The 17014-nt window shown below is 28.6% G+C and carries 14 protein-coding genes; 3 read left to right on the forward strand and 11 right to left on the reverse strand.

Annotated features, from left to right (window positions below; all coding sequences use genetic code 11):
- Window positions 1–662 precede the first annotated feature (662 nt).
- On the reverse strand, window positions 663–1322 hold the full coding sequence (locus tag ACFIJ5_RS10355; protein ID WP_379806704.1) for a class I SAM-dependent methyltransferase: 660 nt from the start codon (window positions 1320–1322) through the stop codon (window positions 663–665).
- A gap of 115 nt (window positions 1323–1437) precedes the next feature.
- A complete protein-coding gene (locus ACFIJ5_RS10360) occupies window positions 1438–2121 on the reverse strand; it encodes a class I SAM-dependent methyltransferase (RefSeq protein ID WP_379806706.1) in 684 nt (227 codons plus the stop codon).
- 229 nt (window positions 2122–2350) lie between these two features.
- Here ACFIJ5_RS10360 and ACFIJ5_RS10365 point away from each other — a divergent pair, with 229 nt between their 5' ends.
- Window positions 2351–2686, forward strand: coding sequence for a single-stranded DNA-binding protein (locus ACFIJ5_RS10365; RefSeq protein ID WP_379806708.1), 336 nt, complete (start codon window positions 2351–2353; stop codon window positions 2684–2686).
- A 66-nt stretch (window positions 2687–2752) separates the two neighbouring features.
- Here ACFIJ5_RS10365 and moaA read toward each other — a convergent pair whose 3' ends face one another.
- The 6 genes from moaA to ACFIJ5_RS10395 form a co-directional block, all read right to left on the reverse strand.
- On the reverse strand, window positions 2753–3727 hold the full coding sequence (gene moaA, locus ACFIJ5_RS10370; RefSeq protein WP_379806710.1) for a GTP 3',8-cyclase MoaA: 975 nt from the start codon (window positions 3725–3727) through the stop codon (window positions 2753–2755).
- Window positions 3728–4750, reverse strand: coding sequence for a molybdopterin-binding protein (locus ACFIJ5_RS10375; protein WP_379806712.1), 1023 nt, complete (start codon window positions 4748–4750; stop codon window positions 3728–3730). It lies immediately after the preceding gene.
- 199 nt (window positions 4751–4949) lie between these two features.
- Window positions 4950–7250: a xanthine dehydrogenase family protein molybdopterin-binding subunit gene (locus tag ACFIJ5_RS10380; protein ID WP_379806714.1), complete on the reverse strand. Its 2301-nt coding sequence runs from the start codon at window positions 7248–7250 to the stop codon at window positions 4950–4952.
- 1 nt (window position 7251) lies between these two features.
- Window positions 7252–7701 (reverse strand): (2Fe-2S)-binding protein, encoded by a 450-nt coding sequence (locus ACFIJ5_RS10385; protein WP_379806716.1) that lies wholly within the window; start codon window positions 7699–7701, stop codon window positions 7252–7254.
- Window positions 7701–8489, reverse strand: coding sequence for an FAD binding domain-containing protein (locus ACFIJ5_RS10390; protein WP_379806718.1), 789 nt, complete (start codon window positions 8487–8489; stop codon window positions 7701–7703). The genes ACFIJ5_RS10385 and ACFIJ5_RS10390 overlap by 1 nt, the downstream gene beginning before the upstream one ends.
- A 159-nt stretch (window positions 8490–8648) precedes the next feature.
- Entirely contained in the window at window positions 8649–9980 is a 1332-nt protein-coding gene (locus ACFIJ5_RS10395; protein WP_379806720.1) for a uracil-xanthine permease family protein, read from the reverse strand.
- Window positions 9981–10536: 556 nt separating this feature from the next.
- Between ACFIJ5_RS10395 and ACFIJ5_RS10400 the strand changes: the two genes are divergently transcribed.
- A complete protein-coding gene (locus tag ACFIJ5_RS10400) occupies window positions 10537–11211 on the forward strand; it encodes an HD domain-containing protein (protein ID WP_379806722.1) in 675 nt (224 codons plus the stop codon).
- A gap of 244 nt (window positions 11212–11455) precedes the next feature.
- Here the strand turns inward: ACFIJ5_RS10400 and ACFIJ5_RS10405 are convergent, their stop codons facing one another.
- The 3 genes from ACFIJ5_RS10405 to ACFIJ5_RS10415 form a co-directional block, all read right to left on the reverse strand.
- Window positions 11456–12577, reverse strand: a complete 1122-nt coding sequence (locus tag ACFIJ5_RS10405; protein ID WP_379809590.1) for an RNA-guided endonuclease InsQ/TnpB family protein — start codon at window positions 12575–12577, stop codon at window positions 11456–11458.
- A 248-nt stretch (window positions 12578–12825) separates the two neighbouring features.
- Window positions 12826–13656 carry a hypothetical protein gene (locus tag ACFIJ5_RS10410; protein WP_379806724.1) on the reverse strand — a complete coding sequence of 277 codons (831 nt, stop codon included), beginning with the start codon at window positions 13654–13656 and terminating at the stop codon, window positions 12826–12828.
- A 129-nt stretch (window positions 13657–13785) separates the two neighbouring features.
- On the reverse strand, window positions 13786–15612 hold the full coding sequence (locus tag ACFIJ5_RS10415; RefSeq protein WP_379806726.1) for a helix-turn-helix domain-containing protein: 1827 nt from the start codon (window positions 15610–15612) through the stop codon (window positions 13786–13788).
- Between the two features lie 200 nt (window positions 15613–15812).
- On the opposite strand from ACFIJ5_RS10415, the gene ACFIJ5_RS10420 reads away from it, so the two are divergent.
- Window positions 15813–17003 carry a M20 metallopeptidase family protein gene (locus ACFIJ5_RS10420; RefSeq protein ID WP_379806728.1) on the forward strand — a complete coding sequence of 397 codons (1191 nt, stop codon included), beginning with the start codon at window positions 15813–15815 and terminating at the stop codon, window positions 17001–17003.
- Window positions 17004–17014 lie beyond the last annotated feature (11 nt).

A 17014-nucleotide genomic window follows, 5' to 3' on the forward strand; every position in this document is an offset into this window, starting at 1 on the left:
ATTAAAAGGATATATTATTTTTTCATTGAACAATAAGACAAGGCTAATAATGAGACCAATAATTATTACGTTAATAATTATTATGTTAATAATGACTAATTGTTCTAATAATCCTTTCAGTATGAGTATTGTCATAATTAATTTTCCTCCTTAGTATTTTTATATAACTTCTGTTTATCTGTTTTTATAAAATATTTAAATTTAGTAATATTCTTTACTTCTGATTTTAATACTATAAAAACAAATTGTTTTTGAATTCAATTTGAATTTGCATGATTTTATAAATATAATTGCATTTTCTTCGCAATTCACTTTTTTCAGCAATGTGTTTTTATGTATAGTAACATTATAATTAAGATATGTCAACAGTTTTTTTGACATATCTTAAATTTTTATTCAAAGCACATAAAATCGCAACTCGTTTGTGAAATTTTCAAAAATATTTCCTGCATATTTTCTGTGTGCTTGCAAGGGGACGGTTCATTTTTTTACTTAACTATCTATCATGATTTCTCTTAAGTTTTAACGACTTTTTAGAAACTTAATTTAAACCATTTTATTTTGCTTGTTTCATTTCCATTTTTAATTGCTTGTCCACCAATAATTTTTCCTAAAAATATATGTTGAATATCATTAAATTTTTCTCTATGATATTCACCTATTTATATTCCTTTCCTCTTACGAGCCATAAATTCAATTCCTCCATGATAATGTGGTTCTCCATGACTATGATCATATTCTACCCCTTCACAGCAGCATATCAATTCAAAATCTGAAAAATATTTATTTAACTCCTCTTTAGTAAAAAAATGTTTATATGTATCCCTTTCATCTATGTAAAAAGTATTATCTTCTATTTGTTTTTTACTTGTTTTTAATAAATTATACTGTGGATCTAATGTAGAAAATACACTTAAATATATTATTCCATCTTCTTTTAATCCGTCTTTTATCTTTTTTATTATTATTTCTATATCTGACTTTTTAAAAAAATTTAGAACATTAGCTGCAATTATTAATGTATATTCATTTTTCTTTACATCATATTTTGTTAAATCACAATTAGTTAAGTTAATTATTAAATTGTCCTTATTAATATTTTTCCTACAGCGTTCTAATGCTGTTTCAGAAATATCTACTCCATCGATATTAAATCCAGTCAAAGCAAAAGGTACAACATTTCTTCCTTCTCCAATTCCCAAATCAAGCAAACTCCCTTTTTCAATCAAATCAAAATATTGCATTAATTTTGCATCTGGGTTGGAACTCCACAATTGTTTTGTATTTTGATAGCTCTTCTCCCACATATTATTATTTTTCAAAATATATCATCCTCTCCAAAATAAATATTTTGTTTATAATTTTATATGAAACTTCATATCTTTTACAATATCTTTTTATAATAAATATTAAAAACATATACTATTCCTAGTATATTTACAATTTATAGGCTTTTATAAAATATCCACTTTTATACCAGTCTAGATATTTTAAATCTACATTCCACCCTCTTTTTGTATATTCTGCAGCAATTTGTTGTGGCGTAAGCTTATTTTTCATTCTATTATTATCTTTAATATACCATCCCATTTGTCTTATACCTTTCTTAACAATTTGAGATATATTATCAAAATACTGATCAGTATCCTCAATAAACATAAAAACATCTCTACTAACCATGAAATCTATACTATTGACACTAAATATGCTATTAATATCACGTATATCATAATTAATAAATTTAAAATTTTTATTCTGCCTAATTATATCTGATAAATCTTTTCTACACTCTCTATCTACGTCCAAGCCATATACTTTCTCTATATTACTTTGATTTAGTAAATACCTACTTAAAAATCCACCACCACAACCTAAATCGATAATTTTACCATATATACCATTAAAATAAGAGTAAATTTTATTATTATAAAATATTTCTGCACTGTTTTTATCTATGATTATTTCAGTATTACAGGATTTACATTTTAACTTGATAGCAAATGAAGTATTATCCCAAGGATGATGTTTATTTTGAAGAATGCTACATTCATTTCCACATTTACAATATGTGCCCCAAATAGTAAAACCATGTTCTTTAAACATCTGCATTCGACCTTTCATATAAATATTCATTTTTTTATTTTCTATCATTAGTTTATTTTATTAACTAAATTATACCAAAAATTAAAGGGACAGTTCATTAGAAAAATGAACCGTCCCCTTAATAAATAATAAATGAAATACTTTTATTGTTTAATTTTAGAATATTTTCCATTTAAATGGTTATAATTCAAATAAATATTATTTTTTTAATATTTATATTTAAAATATATAAGGAGATGATAAAGTAATGAATAAAGTTACTTTAGTTGGAAGATTAACAAAAGATGCTGAATTAATAGATTTAAATAAAAACGACAGAAAAGGAATTAAATTCATTTTAGCAGTAGATAAGAATTATAAAAACTCAAATGGAGAAAGAGAAACAGATTTTATTCCTATTGCATATTTTACAAATTATTATGACCGTTTAATACAATATTTATTAAAAGGAGCATTAATTGCTGTTAGTGGAGAACTATCAATATCTTCATTTAAAAAACAGGATGGAACTAAAACATATTATACCGAGGTTTTAGCTGATAATATTCAATTTCTTCAAAGTAAAAAAAATATGGCTGTCTAAAATATTTAGTGCATAACAATTTTATATAAGCTTGTTATGCACTGAACTTACTTAACTTTACAAAATCTATCCTCCAATTTGAAACATATTCCTATTGTCTTCATATATTGTAGGTTGTTTAAATCCATGTTTATTTGGCTTTTCATAAATTCCTTTTACAATAATTTGTTCAAGTTGTTCATCTTTAATTCCATTTCGCATAATATTTTTTAAATCTATTCCGTATCTCCAATGAAGACATTGCTTTAAAAATCCTTCTGAAGTAAGTCTAATTCGATTACATTGACTACAGAATCTGTGACTCATAGGGCTAATAAATCCAATACTTCCTTTACTAGAACCAGTTTTAAAATATGTGGCTGGACCTAACAATAAATTTTGTACTACATTTGAACTTAATTGTCTTTCCTTTAAAATAATCTGTTTCACATCATCATTAGATAAAGACTTAAATTGTTTGCCTTCTCCAATAGGCATCAACTCGATAAATCTAATATCTATAGGAAATTTTTCACATAATTCTACAAAATCCATAATTTCATCATCATTTTTCCCTCTCATAATTACAGTATTAAGTTTTACCTTTTTTATACCTTTATCTAATGATAATTTAATTCCCCGTATCACTTTTTCTAAATTTCCACCCCTAGTAATCTCTTTATATTTTTTCTCTTGTAACGTATCTAAACTTATATTCAAACTATCTAATCCTGATTTTATTAATTCATCTATATATTTTTCTAAAAATATTCCATTAGTTGTAATACAAACTTCTTCAATTTGAGGTAATGTCTTAATGTCATGAATAAGTTTAGGAAGCCCCTGTCTTGTAAGCGGTTCTCCACCAGTAATACGTACTTTAGAGATTCCTAATTTCGCTGCAATTTTTACAACTCTATAAATCTCATCAAATGTTAAAATATCTTTATGGGGTAAAAATTCAGTACCCTCTTCTGGCATACAATATACACATCTTAAATTACACCTATCTGTTACTGAAATTCTTAAATAATTTATATTTCTGCCAAATTGGTCAAGCATTCACATTACTCCTTTACCAAAAGCACAATTTGGAAATCTGCATTCTTCACATTCCATACAAAGCCCACCATGACCATATGAAGCAATATCTTTATGTTCAATTTTATTCTTTATTAATATTCTAGGAAGCATTAAATCAAATACCGTTCTTTTTGCATACATAACACATCCTGGTAATCCTAAAATAGGTATATCCCCTTTGTATGCAAGTAAAAACATAGCTCCTGGAAGTATCGGGGCACCATAAGTTATAACATTTGCTCCTGTTTTCTTAATAGCTGTTGGTGTAACATCATCTGGATCTACAGACATTCCACCAGTACAAATTACCATTTCTGCTCCCTTTTCTATCCACTGCTCTATTGCCTTTGTAATTTTATTTTCATCATCTGGTAAAATAGTTTGACCTAAAACTTCACATCCATATTCTTCTACTTTCTTTTGAATTACAGGTCCAAATGCATCTTTAATTCTTCCATAATAAACTTCATTACCCGTAGTAACGATTCCAACTTTCATTGGAGTATATGGTACAACATTTATTATTTTTTCTTCAATTAATTCTTCTGCTTTTTTAATTTTGTCCTCGTCAATTACAAGAGGAATAACTCTTGTTCCTGCTACTTTTTTGCCTTTTTTCACAGGACAATTATTGTGAAGTGTAACCAAAATAATTTCACCTATTGAATTTAGTTTATATAAAAGTTCTGTATTAATTTTAAGAAGTCCATCGAAATCAGCAATAAAATTAATTTTTCCTTCTTTTACTTCACTAAATTTTAGTCCATGCCCTGCAGTAAGTTTTGTTAAGCGCTCTGCCGCCTCATTCTCATGAACCGTCCCCTCTTTTTTCTCCCACACATAGATATTATCCTTTCCTAATGAAAGCAAAACTTCTATATCTTCTTCCTTAATTATATGACCTTTTTTAAAAGCTCTATCCTTAATCTTATTAGGAATAATTTGTGTAATATCATGACATAAAACCGAACCCACTGCATCTTGTACTGGTATTTTTTTCATATGATTGGAGGTATCTCAAAATAAAAAATAATACAACAAATTTAATTCATTCTAAATCAGAATATTAATATGTTATATAAAAATCTATCTTGAAACAATCCTTTTCAACTCCTTTCATTGTATATTGCCATTCATTTTAAAAATTACTAGACTAAATATCCTCAGTTAAATTTTATAATATTCATTTAAACATAACGTCTTATATTGACCTTATTCCTTTTAAAACTTTCTCTGGTGTAATAGGCAAACTTCTTATATTTACACCAACTGCATTAAACACTGCAGCTGCAATTGCTGGAGGTGGAGTATTAATTACAACTTCACCTACTGATTTTGCACCAAATGGCCCTGTTGGCTCATAGCTGCTTACAAAATCTACAGTAATCTTTCCTATATCTTTTCTACAAGGAATTTTATACTGCATAAAAGTATCTGAAATTAATCTTCCCTGCTTACTATACTTTACGTCTTCATACATTGCCATTCCTATTCCTTGCACTAGTCCACCTTCAACTTGTATACGTGCAAGATTTGGATTAATAACCGTTCCACAGTCTACTGCTGCTACATAATCTATTAGTTCTACCTTTCCAGTTTCTATATCAACTTCAACCTCTGCAAAACCTGCTATAAATGGTGGTGGACTTGTATCTCCTCCAAAGGAACCTGTCCCTATAAGTTGATTTTTTCCTTCTCCTGATATTAATCGCTGTGCTACTTCATCAAGAGATAAAGATAATTCCCCATCTATAGTTTTTATAAATTCTCCATTAAATTCTACTTCTTTTTCAGACACTCCTAAGAATTTTGCTCCATTTTCAACTATTTTATTTTTCATATCTTCAGCAGCCTTTATTACTGCATTTCCAGTAACATAAGTTGTACTAGATGCATAAGAACCTGTATCATATGGAGAAATATCAGTGTCTGCAGCATGTACAATTATCTTATCCATAGTAGTTTCCAGAACTTCTGCCGCCATTTGAGCTAGTATAGTATCACTTCCTGTCCCCATATCAGTAGAACCTAAGAATAAAGTATAAAATCCATCATCATTTAGTTTGATTACTGCTGAAGCTGTATCTATACCCGCTATTCCTGAACCTTGCATTGTAATTGCCATACCAACGCCTCTAACTTTAGTATCACTTACAACTTTTCTAGGATGCTTTTCATCCCATCCTATAAGTTCCTTACCTCTATCTATACACTTATCAAGGGTAGAGCTTGCTAAAACAGCTGGTTTTCCTTCTTTAGATCCTCCTAAAACTGGATTCGCTTCTCCCTCTTTGATTATATTTTTTTGACGCAGCTCAGTAGGGTCCATATTTAACTTAAGTGCTAATTGATTCATTGCTGATTCAAGAGCAAATGTTCCCTGTGTAACGCCATATCCTCTTAGTGCACCTGCAGGCATTTTATTAGTGTAAACCACATTTCCCATATGCCTAACCGCCTTAGCTCTATTATATAAAGGAAGTGTTTTATGTCCAACAACACTAAATACAGTTGAAGCATGTTCACCATAAGCACCAGTATCAGATAATCCAATTAAATCTACAGCCTTAATATTTCCATTTTTATCTGCTCCCAGTCTAACTTTAATTCTCATAGCATGACGACTATTTGTACAGCTAAACGTTTCCCTTCTATCATAAATAATTTTTGATGGTTTTCCAGTTTTTAAAGTAACTATCGCAGTAAAAATCTCTACTACTGCAGTTTGTTTTCCACCGAATCCTCCACCAATTCTAGGCTTAATTACTCTTACTTTACTTTTTGGAATTTGAAGTGCTCTTGAAATATGTCTTCTAACATGAAAAGGTATTTGAGTAGAACTTACAATTGTAAGCCTTCCTGTATGATCCATATAGCTAAATGCTCTATAAGTTTCCATCATTCCATGTGCCTGTGCTTGTGTATAATAAGTTTCTTCCACAACAACATCACTTTCTTCTAATTCTTTCTCTACATCTCCAAATTCTATCTTACATGAAGAAGCTATATTTTTTTCTTTGTTCAACCCAATGTCAAAATTAAAAGATAAATCTTCCTCCAGATGAACCACTGATTTATGTCCTTCTGCTTTTTCAAAATCTAAAACTGGTTCTAAAACCTCATAATCTACTTTAATCAAATTCACTGCTTTTACTGCTGTCTTCTCATCTTTAGCAGCTACTATTGCAACTTCATCTCCTACATAACGTACATATTCATCTAAAATTAATCTATCATAAGGTGAGGGTTCTGGATATGATTGACCAGCCAATGTAAATCTAACATTAGGTACATCTTTATATGTTAATATACACTCTACTCCTGGTACTTTCTTTGCTATATCAGTATTAATAGATTTTATCTTTGCAAAAGCATGAGGACTTCTAAGTATTTTTATAACTAATGCATTATTGTTAAAATTCAAATCATCTGTATAAGCAGGTTTACCTGTGGCAATATCCATACCATCAATTTTTGAAATTGGCTTATTTACAAATTTCATACTACTCCACCCCCATGTATTTCTTAACTGCTCTTAACTGTCCAACATAACCTGTACATCTACATAAATTTCCTGTTAAATAGTGCACAATTTCTTCTTCAGTTGGAGTTTTAAGTTCTCTTTTCATAGCAAGTACTGTCATTATAAAGCCTGGACTGCAAAATCCACATTGTTCTGCACCTTCTTTTACTAAAAACTGTGCAAATTCTTTTGCCTCTTGCTGTACTCCTTCTATAGTTGTAATGTTCTTTCCGTTTACTGTTGGTGCAAGAGTTGAGCAAGAAAGTACTGGTTTTTCATTTACCCATACAGTACACAATCCACAAGACCCTGTATCACAGCCTTTTTTTACACTTAAAAAGCCATATCTTCTAAGGGCATGTACTAAAAATTCATCACATGCCACTTCTAATTCCATCTCTTTATTATTAATAATAACTTTTATCTTCATTATAAAACCTCCATTATTGCTCTTTTTACAAGTACTTTACATATTTCCTCACGATATTCTTTGCTTGCCCTCATATTATCTCCGAAATCCAACTCTTCTGATGCCATTAAAGCTGCCTTTTCAACTTCTTCAATAGATTTATCACTTTGAGAAATATATTTTGATGCTTCTTTAGCAATCTTCGCTCTTTGTGGTCTAGCTCCAACAACTATATTCCAATCATTATCTTCATTAGAAACAGCTACATTTAAAATAGCATAATCACTTCTAGAATTTCTCATCATCTGAAAAGCTGCTTTTCTATTTGTTTTTGGAATACTTATGCTTATTACAATATCCTTTTTAGTATCTTGCTCTAAATACTCTTTTAAATGAACCGTCCCCTGTTTATATAACGTAACTTCAGCATTAAGTGAAAGTAGGGCTGTAATAAAATCTGAAAAACCATACTTAGAATGAACCGTCCCCCCTACAGTAACAATATTTCTTAACTGAACTCCTACTATATTTTCCACTGATTTAGGCAGTACTCCGTTAAAATATTTATTCAAAATAGGATTTGTTTCTATTTCACGAAAAGTAGTCATTGACCCTATTTCAATTGTTTCATCATTTTCATTTATATGACTTAAATCAAGCTTAGATAAATCAATAGCAGTTTCAATTCTTTTTGAAGTCATTCTTAAAAAAGCGCAGCCACCTAAAATCACATTATTTCTCTTTTCATTTAAAACCCTATATGCTTCTTCTAAGCTCTTTGGAAATGCAAAATTTTTTATCGTAATCACTTTTATTCCTCCTCTTCAGTATAAATACTATTCTTCAGAAAAAGCCCTAGTTCTTCATTAACATATTACATATTTTCTGAAGACCCTAAGGCTTTTTATTTAATCTCTTAGTAATTTTAATAAACTTATATAATCATAACATTATGAATTTTATAATTATTAAGCAGTTTCAACTTCTTTTTGTATTACAGTTTTTTTCTCATCCGCTGGTAAAATAACATTTAATACAAGTGCAATTACACCTGTAACAACAATACCAGATCCTCCAAAAATCATTTTCACTGACTCTGGGAAATATGCTAGTGCTTGTGGTACAGAACCAAGTCCAAATCCCAATCCCATAGCAACAGCAACAATAATACTGTTCCTTCCTGCAAGAGTTTCTCTAGTAATAAGGTTAATACCACTTATTGCAATCATGGAAAACATAACTACAGCAGCGCCACCTAATACGCTTTGAGGCATTAATGCAATAGCTGCTCCAGCTTTTGGAAACAATCCAGCTAAAATTAAGAATCCTGCTCCAATAGCAACTACGAATCTACTCATAATACCTGTTAATGCAATTAATCCTACATTTTGACTAAAAGATGTATTAGGTAAAACATTAAATATTGCAGCTAAAGAGCTAGCAAATCCATCAGCCATAACTCCACCAGCAAGTTCTTTATCAGTAGCTTCTCTGTTTGCTCCTCCAACTGTAACTCCTGAAATATCACCAACTGTTTCCACGGCTGTGACTAAGTACATTAAAAGCATTGCAACTATAGCATCTACATGAAATTCCATTCCATATTTGAAAGGTGTAGGAAACGCAAACCATCCTGCTTGAGCTACACCACTAAAATCAATTTTTCCCATAGGTATTGCAACAATATATCCTACTATAAGTCCTATTAATATTGCAGACATACTCGTAATTCCTTTAGTAAACTGTTTGAAAAATATAATTGTTGCCAAAACAATTAGTCCCAATAAAAGATTAGATGGTGAACCAAAATCTTTTGCTCCAACTCCACCTGCAAAATATTTGATTCCTGTTGGCAGAAGAGATAATCCTATAGATAATAGCACAGTTCCTGTAACGACTGGTGGAAAATATTTACGAAGAGGTTTTAAGAATGCTCCTAAAATCATTTCAAAGAATCCTCCAATAAATGATGCACCTAATACACCTGCAATTCCATATTTTCCTGATATAGCTATGCATGTTGGTAAAAATCCAAAACTCGTTCCTTGAACAATAGGAAGTCTGGCACCAATTGGTCCAATAGGATAAAGTTGAATTAATGTAGCTAATCCTGCTATAAACATAGCACATTGAATTAAAAAAGTTTTTTCTTGAATTGGTAACTTAAGAGCATTTGATATGATGATTAAAGGTGCCACATTTCCTGCAAACATTGCTAAAATATGCTGCAGCCCTAATGGAATAGCGTGCCCTAACGGTGGTATACCATCTAAATCATATACAGATGTATTTTTTTTCATTTTTCTGCCTCCTTAGTTTTATATTTTAGTAAATAATCTTTATCTTAAATATCCTTGTACGGATAAAGAGAATTCTTGTTTTCAAGTGTAGTTTTTACTTCAACTAAAACTTAATGAATTTACCTAAAGACGTGTCAACCTTATATATCCTACTTACATTTATATTGAGATAAGAATATTATCAATGGTATATATCATAATAAAAAATTTGTCGTTTTATGGGGTTATTATATCATAAAATTTGATTTTTGCGAATATATTTTTATAAAAAAATATTTTCGTTTTGTATGTAACGAACATTATTCACATTTTCATTGTGTTTAATTCGCAAAATCTATTTTAAAATTAGGGGACGGTTCATTTTTTTGTTATAAAAATGATATCATTATAATACAAATCTAAAGAATAGTCTATAGATTTATTTAAATTTTTCTAATTATCATTAAATTTCTTCTTTTATAAATAATTTAAAATATTTATTTTCTTTGATTTGACAAAAGTACATATGTTCGATATTTTATATTTATAAAAGTTTTTATAAGTAGGAGGTAAATGTATGACTACAGAAATGAAACATAGAAAGATTATAGAAATTGTTCAAGACAAATTAACTTGTTCAGCTCATAATTTGGACCATGTATTTAGAGTTTATAATCTTTGCTTGTTACTTGCAAAATATGAAAAAAATGTTGATTTAGAAATTCTTATTCCATCAGCATTATTACATGATATTGCAAGAGTAGAAGAGAGCCAAGATAAAACGGGAAAAATTGACCATGCTGTTTTAGGTAGTGTGATTGCAGAGGATATATTAAGAGATTTAGAATATGAAGAAGAAAAAATCGAAAAAATAAAACACTGTATTATAGCACATAGATTTAGAACTGGAAATGAACCAAATTCAATAGAGGCAAAAATACTTTTTGATTCAGATAAACTGGATGTTATAGGCGCAAGTGGAATTGCTCGTACTTTTATGTTAGCAGGACAATTTGAACAAAGATTAACAGTAGATGAATCACTAAATCATTATCTAAAATCTAATACTGTTGAAAACGGAAGATTAAAAGATGTTTCTAAACATACGCCTTTCATTGAATATGAAGTAAAGTTTAAAAAAATTCCAGATAAATTGTATACAAAAAAAGCAAAAGAAATTGGAAAAGAAAGACTCAAATTTATGGAGGAATATTTTGATAGATTAAAATTAGAGATAAACGGTATGAAGTAATATTAGTACTTGAAATTTTGTGCATGAAAATAGCAACTACAAAGAACAGTATTTTTTACTGAGGAAATTAAATTAGCACTTAATATTCTTAAAATGTCAATTACCCACCACTTAAATTCTAACGAATTTTGAAGTGAGGGCTTGTAACTCACCTACACGTAGTGAGAACGATACTAAGTATCTCCTACCTCAAACAGTGGTTACAATAGGGAAGTTGACATTCCCCAAGCCTAAGAGTGTACTTTTAAACTTCTTTGGAGTTAGTTCCTATATATTCAATACCTTTTCTCCAAAGATTCATTGCTCCAATCCTATCATCATTAGAAGTATAGGAGCAGTTTTTACACTTAAATATATGGTTCTTTTTATCTCTATTACTTTTTTCTATATGTCCACACTTAGGACACATTTGAGAAGTATATTTAGGGTCGACTACTATAACCATAGACTTATTCATTTGAGTTTTGTATTCTAACAGTTGCCTAAATTGATAGAAAGACCAACTAACAGAAGTGTAACGATTATTTATATGCACTTTTTCAGTAGATGCTCTAACATTGGTTAAGTCTTCTAATACGAACAATGTATTTTCTCCGTATTTGTCAACGAGTGCCTTAGTGATAGAATGGTTAATATCATTCATCCAACGGTTTTCTCTTGAACCTATAGACTTAATTTTACGTTTAGCTGATTTAGTGCCTAGTTCTTGTAATTGCTTTCTTAGTAATTTATAGTGACCTCTTTTAGTTTTTATGGGTTTACCACTATAGAAATAAGTTTTTCCATAGCTGTCATATGTTGTTGCTATAAAGTTAATTCCTAAATCAATACCTACAATTTTATTTATTTCAAATGGTATAGTTTGAATATAATCTTTAGTCATTGGGATATGCAGAAAATATTTATTATATTTATATACAAGTTTAGCAGTTCCAAACTTGTAAGTACTATCAAAATATTTTTCCATTCCTTTAGTTTGATAAGGTATTTTTAATCTACCTTCTAAACTATTTATAGAAAAAATTTCACTATTTAAAGAATAATCCCTATTAAAAACTAAATCATATTCAAGATTTTTAAATTTTACTAAGTTAAAATCATGTCCATTGGACTTATTGGTTTTATATTTAGCAATTACAGTTTTCATACAACTTTGAGCCATTTGAGATTTTAAACCATATGTTTCTCTTAAATAATAGTAAGTATCTTTATTTATTCGATTTTGTTTAAGACAATTATTATCAAAAACATATTTAGATATATAATTCAATGCTTTTCTAACTTGAAACATTGTATTATTTAAAATCTTAATTTGTTCAGTTGTAGGATATATTTGAATTTTAGAAGTTATTGTAATTTCTATAATATCACTCCTTCACTACATTAGTAGTATACCCTAGTTTAGTGAAGAATATAACAAGTAATATTTGCTAATGCAAAGTGATGTTTCCTCCCCCACTTTAGAAGATGGGGGTATCCACATCACAAAGGAGGAAAGATGAATTAAGGGAACTTATAAAAAAGTTCCCCTAACCTAAATTAATTTTTCAAATCTATGCCTACATTTTAAAATACCTATCTTATAAGTATATATTTAAACATTATCAATTTTAATTATTTCATCGTATTTGTATATATTGTTCCTGCCTTTCTTATAATTTCACCTGAAGTAGTAGAAACATATACATTATTCCAACCTATATTTTCAAATTTATAAGTTTTAAAGTATTTTCCTTTATATTCTTTAATATATCCATCATATTTACAAATATGCAATGAACCAAGTGACTCTCTATATCTTAATTTCATAAGAATATTTATGGATTCTCTTTTCTCACTCCCAGGTATATTTGAATTGCTCACATCCATTATTGCATCTGCTTTTGCTATTTCAAAAGCCTGTTCTTTTGTAATTATTGATGGTGCTTTTGCTGATGAATTTTCCTCATAAAGTGAATTGTCAAAAGATCCATGAACATCTTGTATTTGATTATTGTCATTAAATATAACAATGTAAGTATTGTCTGTAGGTATGCCGTCTACTACTTGTGATAATCTAAATACATCACCTGAATCACGTAAAAGCTTAAGCTGATTTTTAGGATCTTCTATTCTGAAAATATCTTTGTTTTTTTCAAAAAACTTTATTATACTATTAAAATTTCTTGATATTTTTTCAGAAAGTATACCTCTCACACCTCTAGGTGGATTTTTTATTTCTTTTTTTCCTACAAAAATAGGTGTAGATTCTTTTATTTCTTTAATATATATTTTCTCTTCTTTAGTTTTTTGTGATGTTGAATCTTCATTTTGCATTTTTTGTGCAGAACACTGGATTTGTTTTGAATTAGTATTAACTTTCTCCTTAGCATTTACTGTTGAAATTGCTGTAAAAGATATACAAGTAGTCATACAAATTACTAATGATAAAAATTTCCTTTTCATTTAAATTCCCCCTTATTTTATATCTTTTTCCTGTACCAGAAGTACTATAACACACTATTGATTTTTTTTCAAGTTTTTCTATATATTGGAGAAAAATTTCAATCTAATAAATGAACCGTCCCCCATTCTTCATTGGAGTATATCTAATATTTCAAAAGCTATCTGTATCTTTAATCTGTCATAGTAATTGTTTAAGTCTATATCTAAAATTTCCTTGATTCTATTAAGTCTATAATTTAAAGTGTTTCCATGTATATGCAACTTATTTTTCGTATATGTCCAATTTCCATTGCTCTTAATATACATTTTAAAAGTATCCATAAACTGATTTTCTGAATTTTTTTCGTAATTAATTAGCGGTTTCAAAGTTTTTATTAAAAATTTTTCAAGATCTTTTTTATCATTATTCAAAAGAAATTTTGTTATTTCTAAATCATCATAAAAATAATAGTTTTTTTTCAAATTTATTTTTTTAGCCATTTTCATAATTTGAAGTATATTATAATATGCAGTTCTAAATTCGTTTATGCCATCAATGATGTCACTTACCCCTACCCTGATTTTAAGATTTTTATATAGATTAATTGACATGTTTACATTAACATCCATGATATTTTCAAGAAAAGTTCTAATAACATATTTGTTGTTATTAATAACTTCAATTATCACAATTATATTATGTCCTTTAATGAAAGTAATAGAATTTGAAAATGCATTTATAACTTTTTTACTAATTATGTTGTAATAATATTCTATCTGGTCTTTAAATTCATTACCATTCTTATTACTTTCATTATTTTTAATTTCAAAAATGATCATTTGATGTTTTTTATCTAAATTAAATCTATAACTTTTAGCATATTTTTTTATATCATCTACATTTTGATTTAAAATTAATTGATCAAGGAAATCTCCTTTAAGTGATTGTTCCATATGATTGAGTTCATTTATCTTTAGAAGTTCAAGAGCAAGAATTGTAGTTGCTTTTTCCAATACTATGTTGTCTAAAGGTGAATAAATGTTATTATCGGATACAACTCCAAACCATCCTAAAGTTTCTTTTTTAACCATTATAGGGAAAAAATCAAGTTGTAAATTGAAATCATGTTTATAATATTTTGATTTTTTATTATCAATTAAATTATTTATAAATTCAAAACTAATACCTAAAATAGTTTTCAATTTTGTATATCGTCCACAGCTACTATAATTTATGTTATAAAAGCGGTCTATTATAAAAACATCTTTATTCAAAATTGATGATATTTCATGTAAAACATCTTGAATATTATTTCCATCCAAAACCATTTTTGTGAATTTATTATGAATACCTGCAGCATACCTATATTTGTTTCTCTCCGCTTCTAAAATTTTACTATACATTTCCAAATCATTTTTATTTTGCAATTCTTTCTCATAATTTCGGGCATTAATAATAGCTATAGCTGCATGTATTGATATAGCTTTAAGTAAATAACTATCATATTCCGTAATTGGAGTATCTTTTTGAAAGTTATCTATAACAATTACTCCTATACATTTTTCTTTATAAATAAGAGGACATGCAATAGAACTTTGAAGCTCATTCAAGTTTCTTTGTAAACATCTCTCCATTTTTTGTCTATTTTTATGTGATAATGTGTTCATTGCTTCTTTTACTTCTTCTTGATTACTAAAAAAAATAGTTTTTTGTTTTAAAAAAGTAATTCCTGTCATTGATTCTCCTGGTACAATACTAATATCAAAAAAATCAAAACCTACAGAAGCTTTTAACTCCAACATTTTTGTATGCTCATTATATAAAAGAATAACCCCTATATCTCCACCATCTATAAGATCTAATGATTTTTTCAAAAGAAAATTCAATATATAAGTTGTATCTTTTGATGTATTTAATAAATTACTAGCCTCAAGAATCGCCTCTAACTTAGCTATTTTTCTTTTAGAATCACCCATACATTCACTCCTTTGATTTTAAAATTTTGCTACTTAAATTTGTTATTGTGAATCACACTAAATATTTGCATAAAATATTGTTGTTTACACTATAGCAAATATTGTCGAAATTTGCTATAGTAATTATTAAAATATTTATTTCATTATTTATTCAATTAACAATTTTCTTAAAATTGATATTTTCTTAAGGAGCTGATGCAATGAATGGAAAAATAATCAAAGAAAAGTCAGAACAAATAAAAAATGAATTGATCTCTATAAGAAGAGATATTCACTCACATCCTGAAAGCGGATTAAAAGAAAATAGAACCTCTGCACTTGTAGCTAAAAAGTTAGAGGAACTTGGACTAGACGTTCAAAAAAATATTGGAGTTACTGGGGTTATAGGAACATTAAAAGGAAAATATCCTGGAAAAACAATTTTACTTAGAGCAGATATGGATTGCTTAGAAATGACAGAATTAAATGATATCCCTTACAAATCAAAAACAGATGGATTAATGCATGCTTGTGGACATGATGCACATACTACCTGGCTTTTAGGATCCGCTATGATTTTATCTCAATTCAAAGATGAAATTAATGGAAATATTAAATTTTTATTCCAACCTGCTGAAGAAGGTTTAGGCGGAGCAGAGAGAATGATAAAAGCTGGGGCATTGGAAAATCCAAAAGTTGATGCAGCTATAGGTGCTCATGTTTGGCCTCAAGTGGAGGCTGGAAAAATAGGAATAAAATACGATTCTATGATGGCAGCACCTGACTTATTTAAAATAACTATTTACGGTAAAGGTGGACATGGAGCTGAACCTCACAATACAATTGATCCTATATCAATTGGATGTCAAGTATACATGAGTTTACAAACAATTGTAAGTAGAAAAATCAACCCTACGGAACCAGCTGTTTTATCTATAACTATGTTTAACGGAGGATCTGCACATAATGTTATACCAGATAAAGTAGAAATGGTAGGAACTGTTAGAAGCTTAAATAATGAAATGAGAGAATATATCCCTAAAACTATGGATTCTATAATTAATGGAATAACTAAAGCTCATGGAGCTAAATATGAATTTGAATATACACCATATTATCCTCCAGTAATTAATGATTCTGACATAACTAACATTGTAAAAGAAGCTGGAATAGAAATATTAGGAACTGAAGGTGTAGTTGAACTTTCTAAACCTACTATGGGAGGAGAAGATTTTTCATATTTTGGACAAGCAGTGCCTAGTACATTCTTTGTTGTAGGTACTCGTAATTTAGAAAAAGGCATCGATAAGTCTTTGCATAATCCATACTTTAATATTGATGAAGATATACTTCACAAAGCATCTGCTGTATTAGCCCAATGTGCAATAAAGTATCTAAAGAATAATACCTAAAGAGGAGGAGT

The organism is Haloimpatiens myeolchijeotgali (assembly GCF_042688525.2).
In the GTDB taxonomy this organism is placed as follows: Bacteria; Bacillota; Clostridia; order Clostridiales; family Clostridiaceae; genus Haloimpatiens.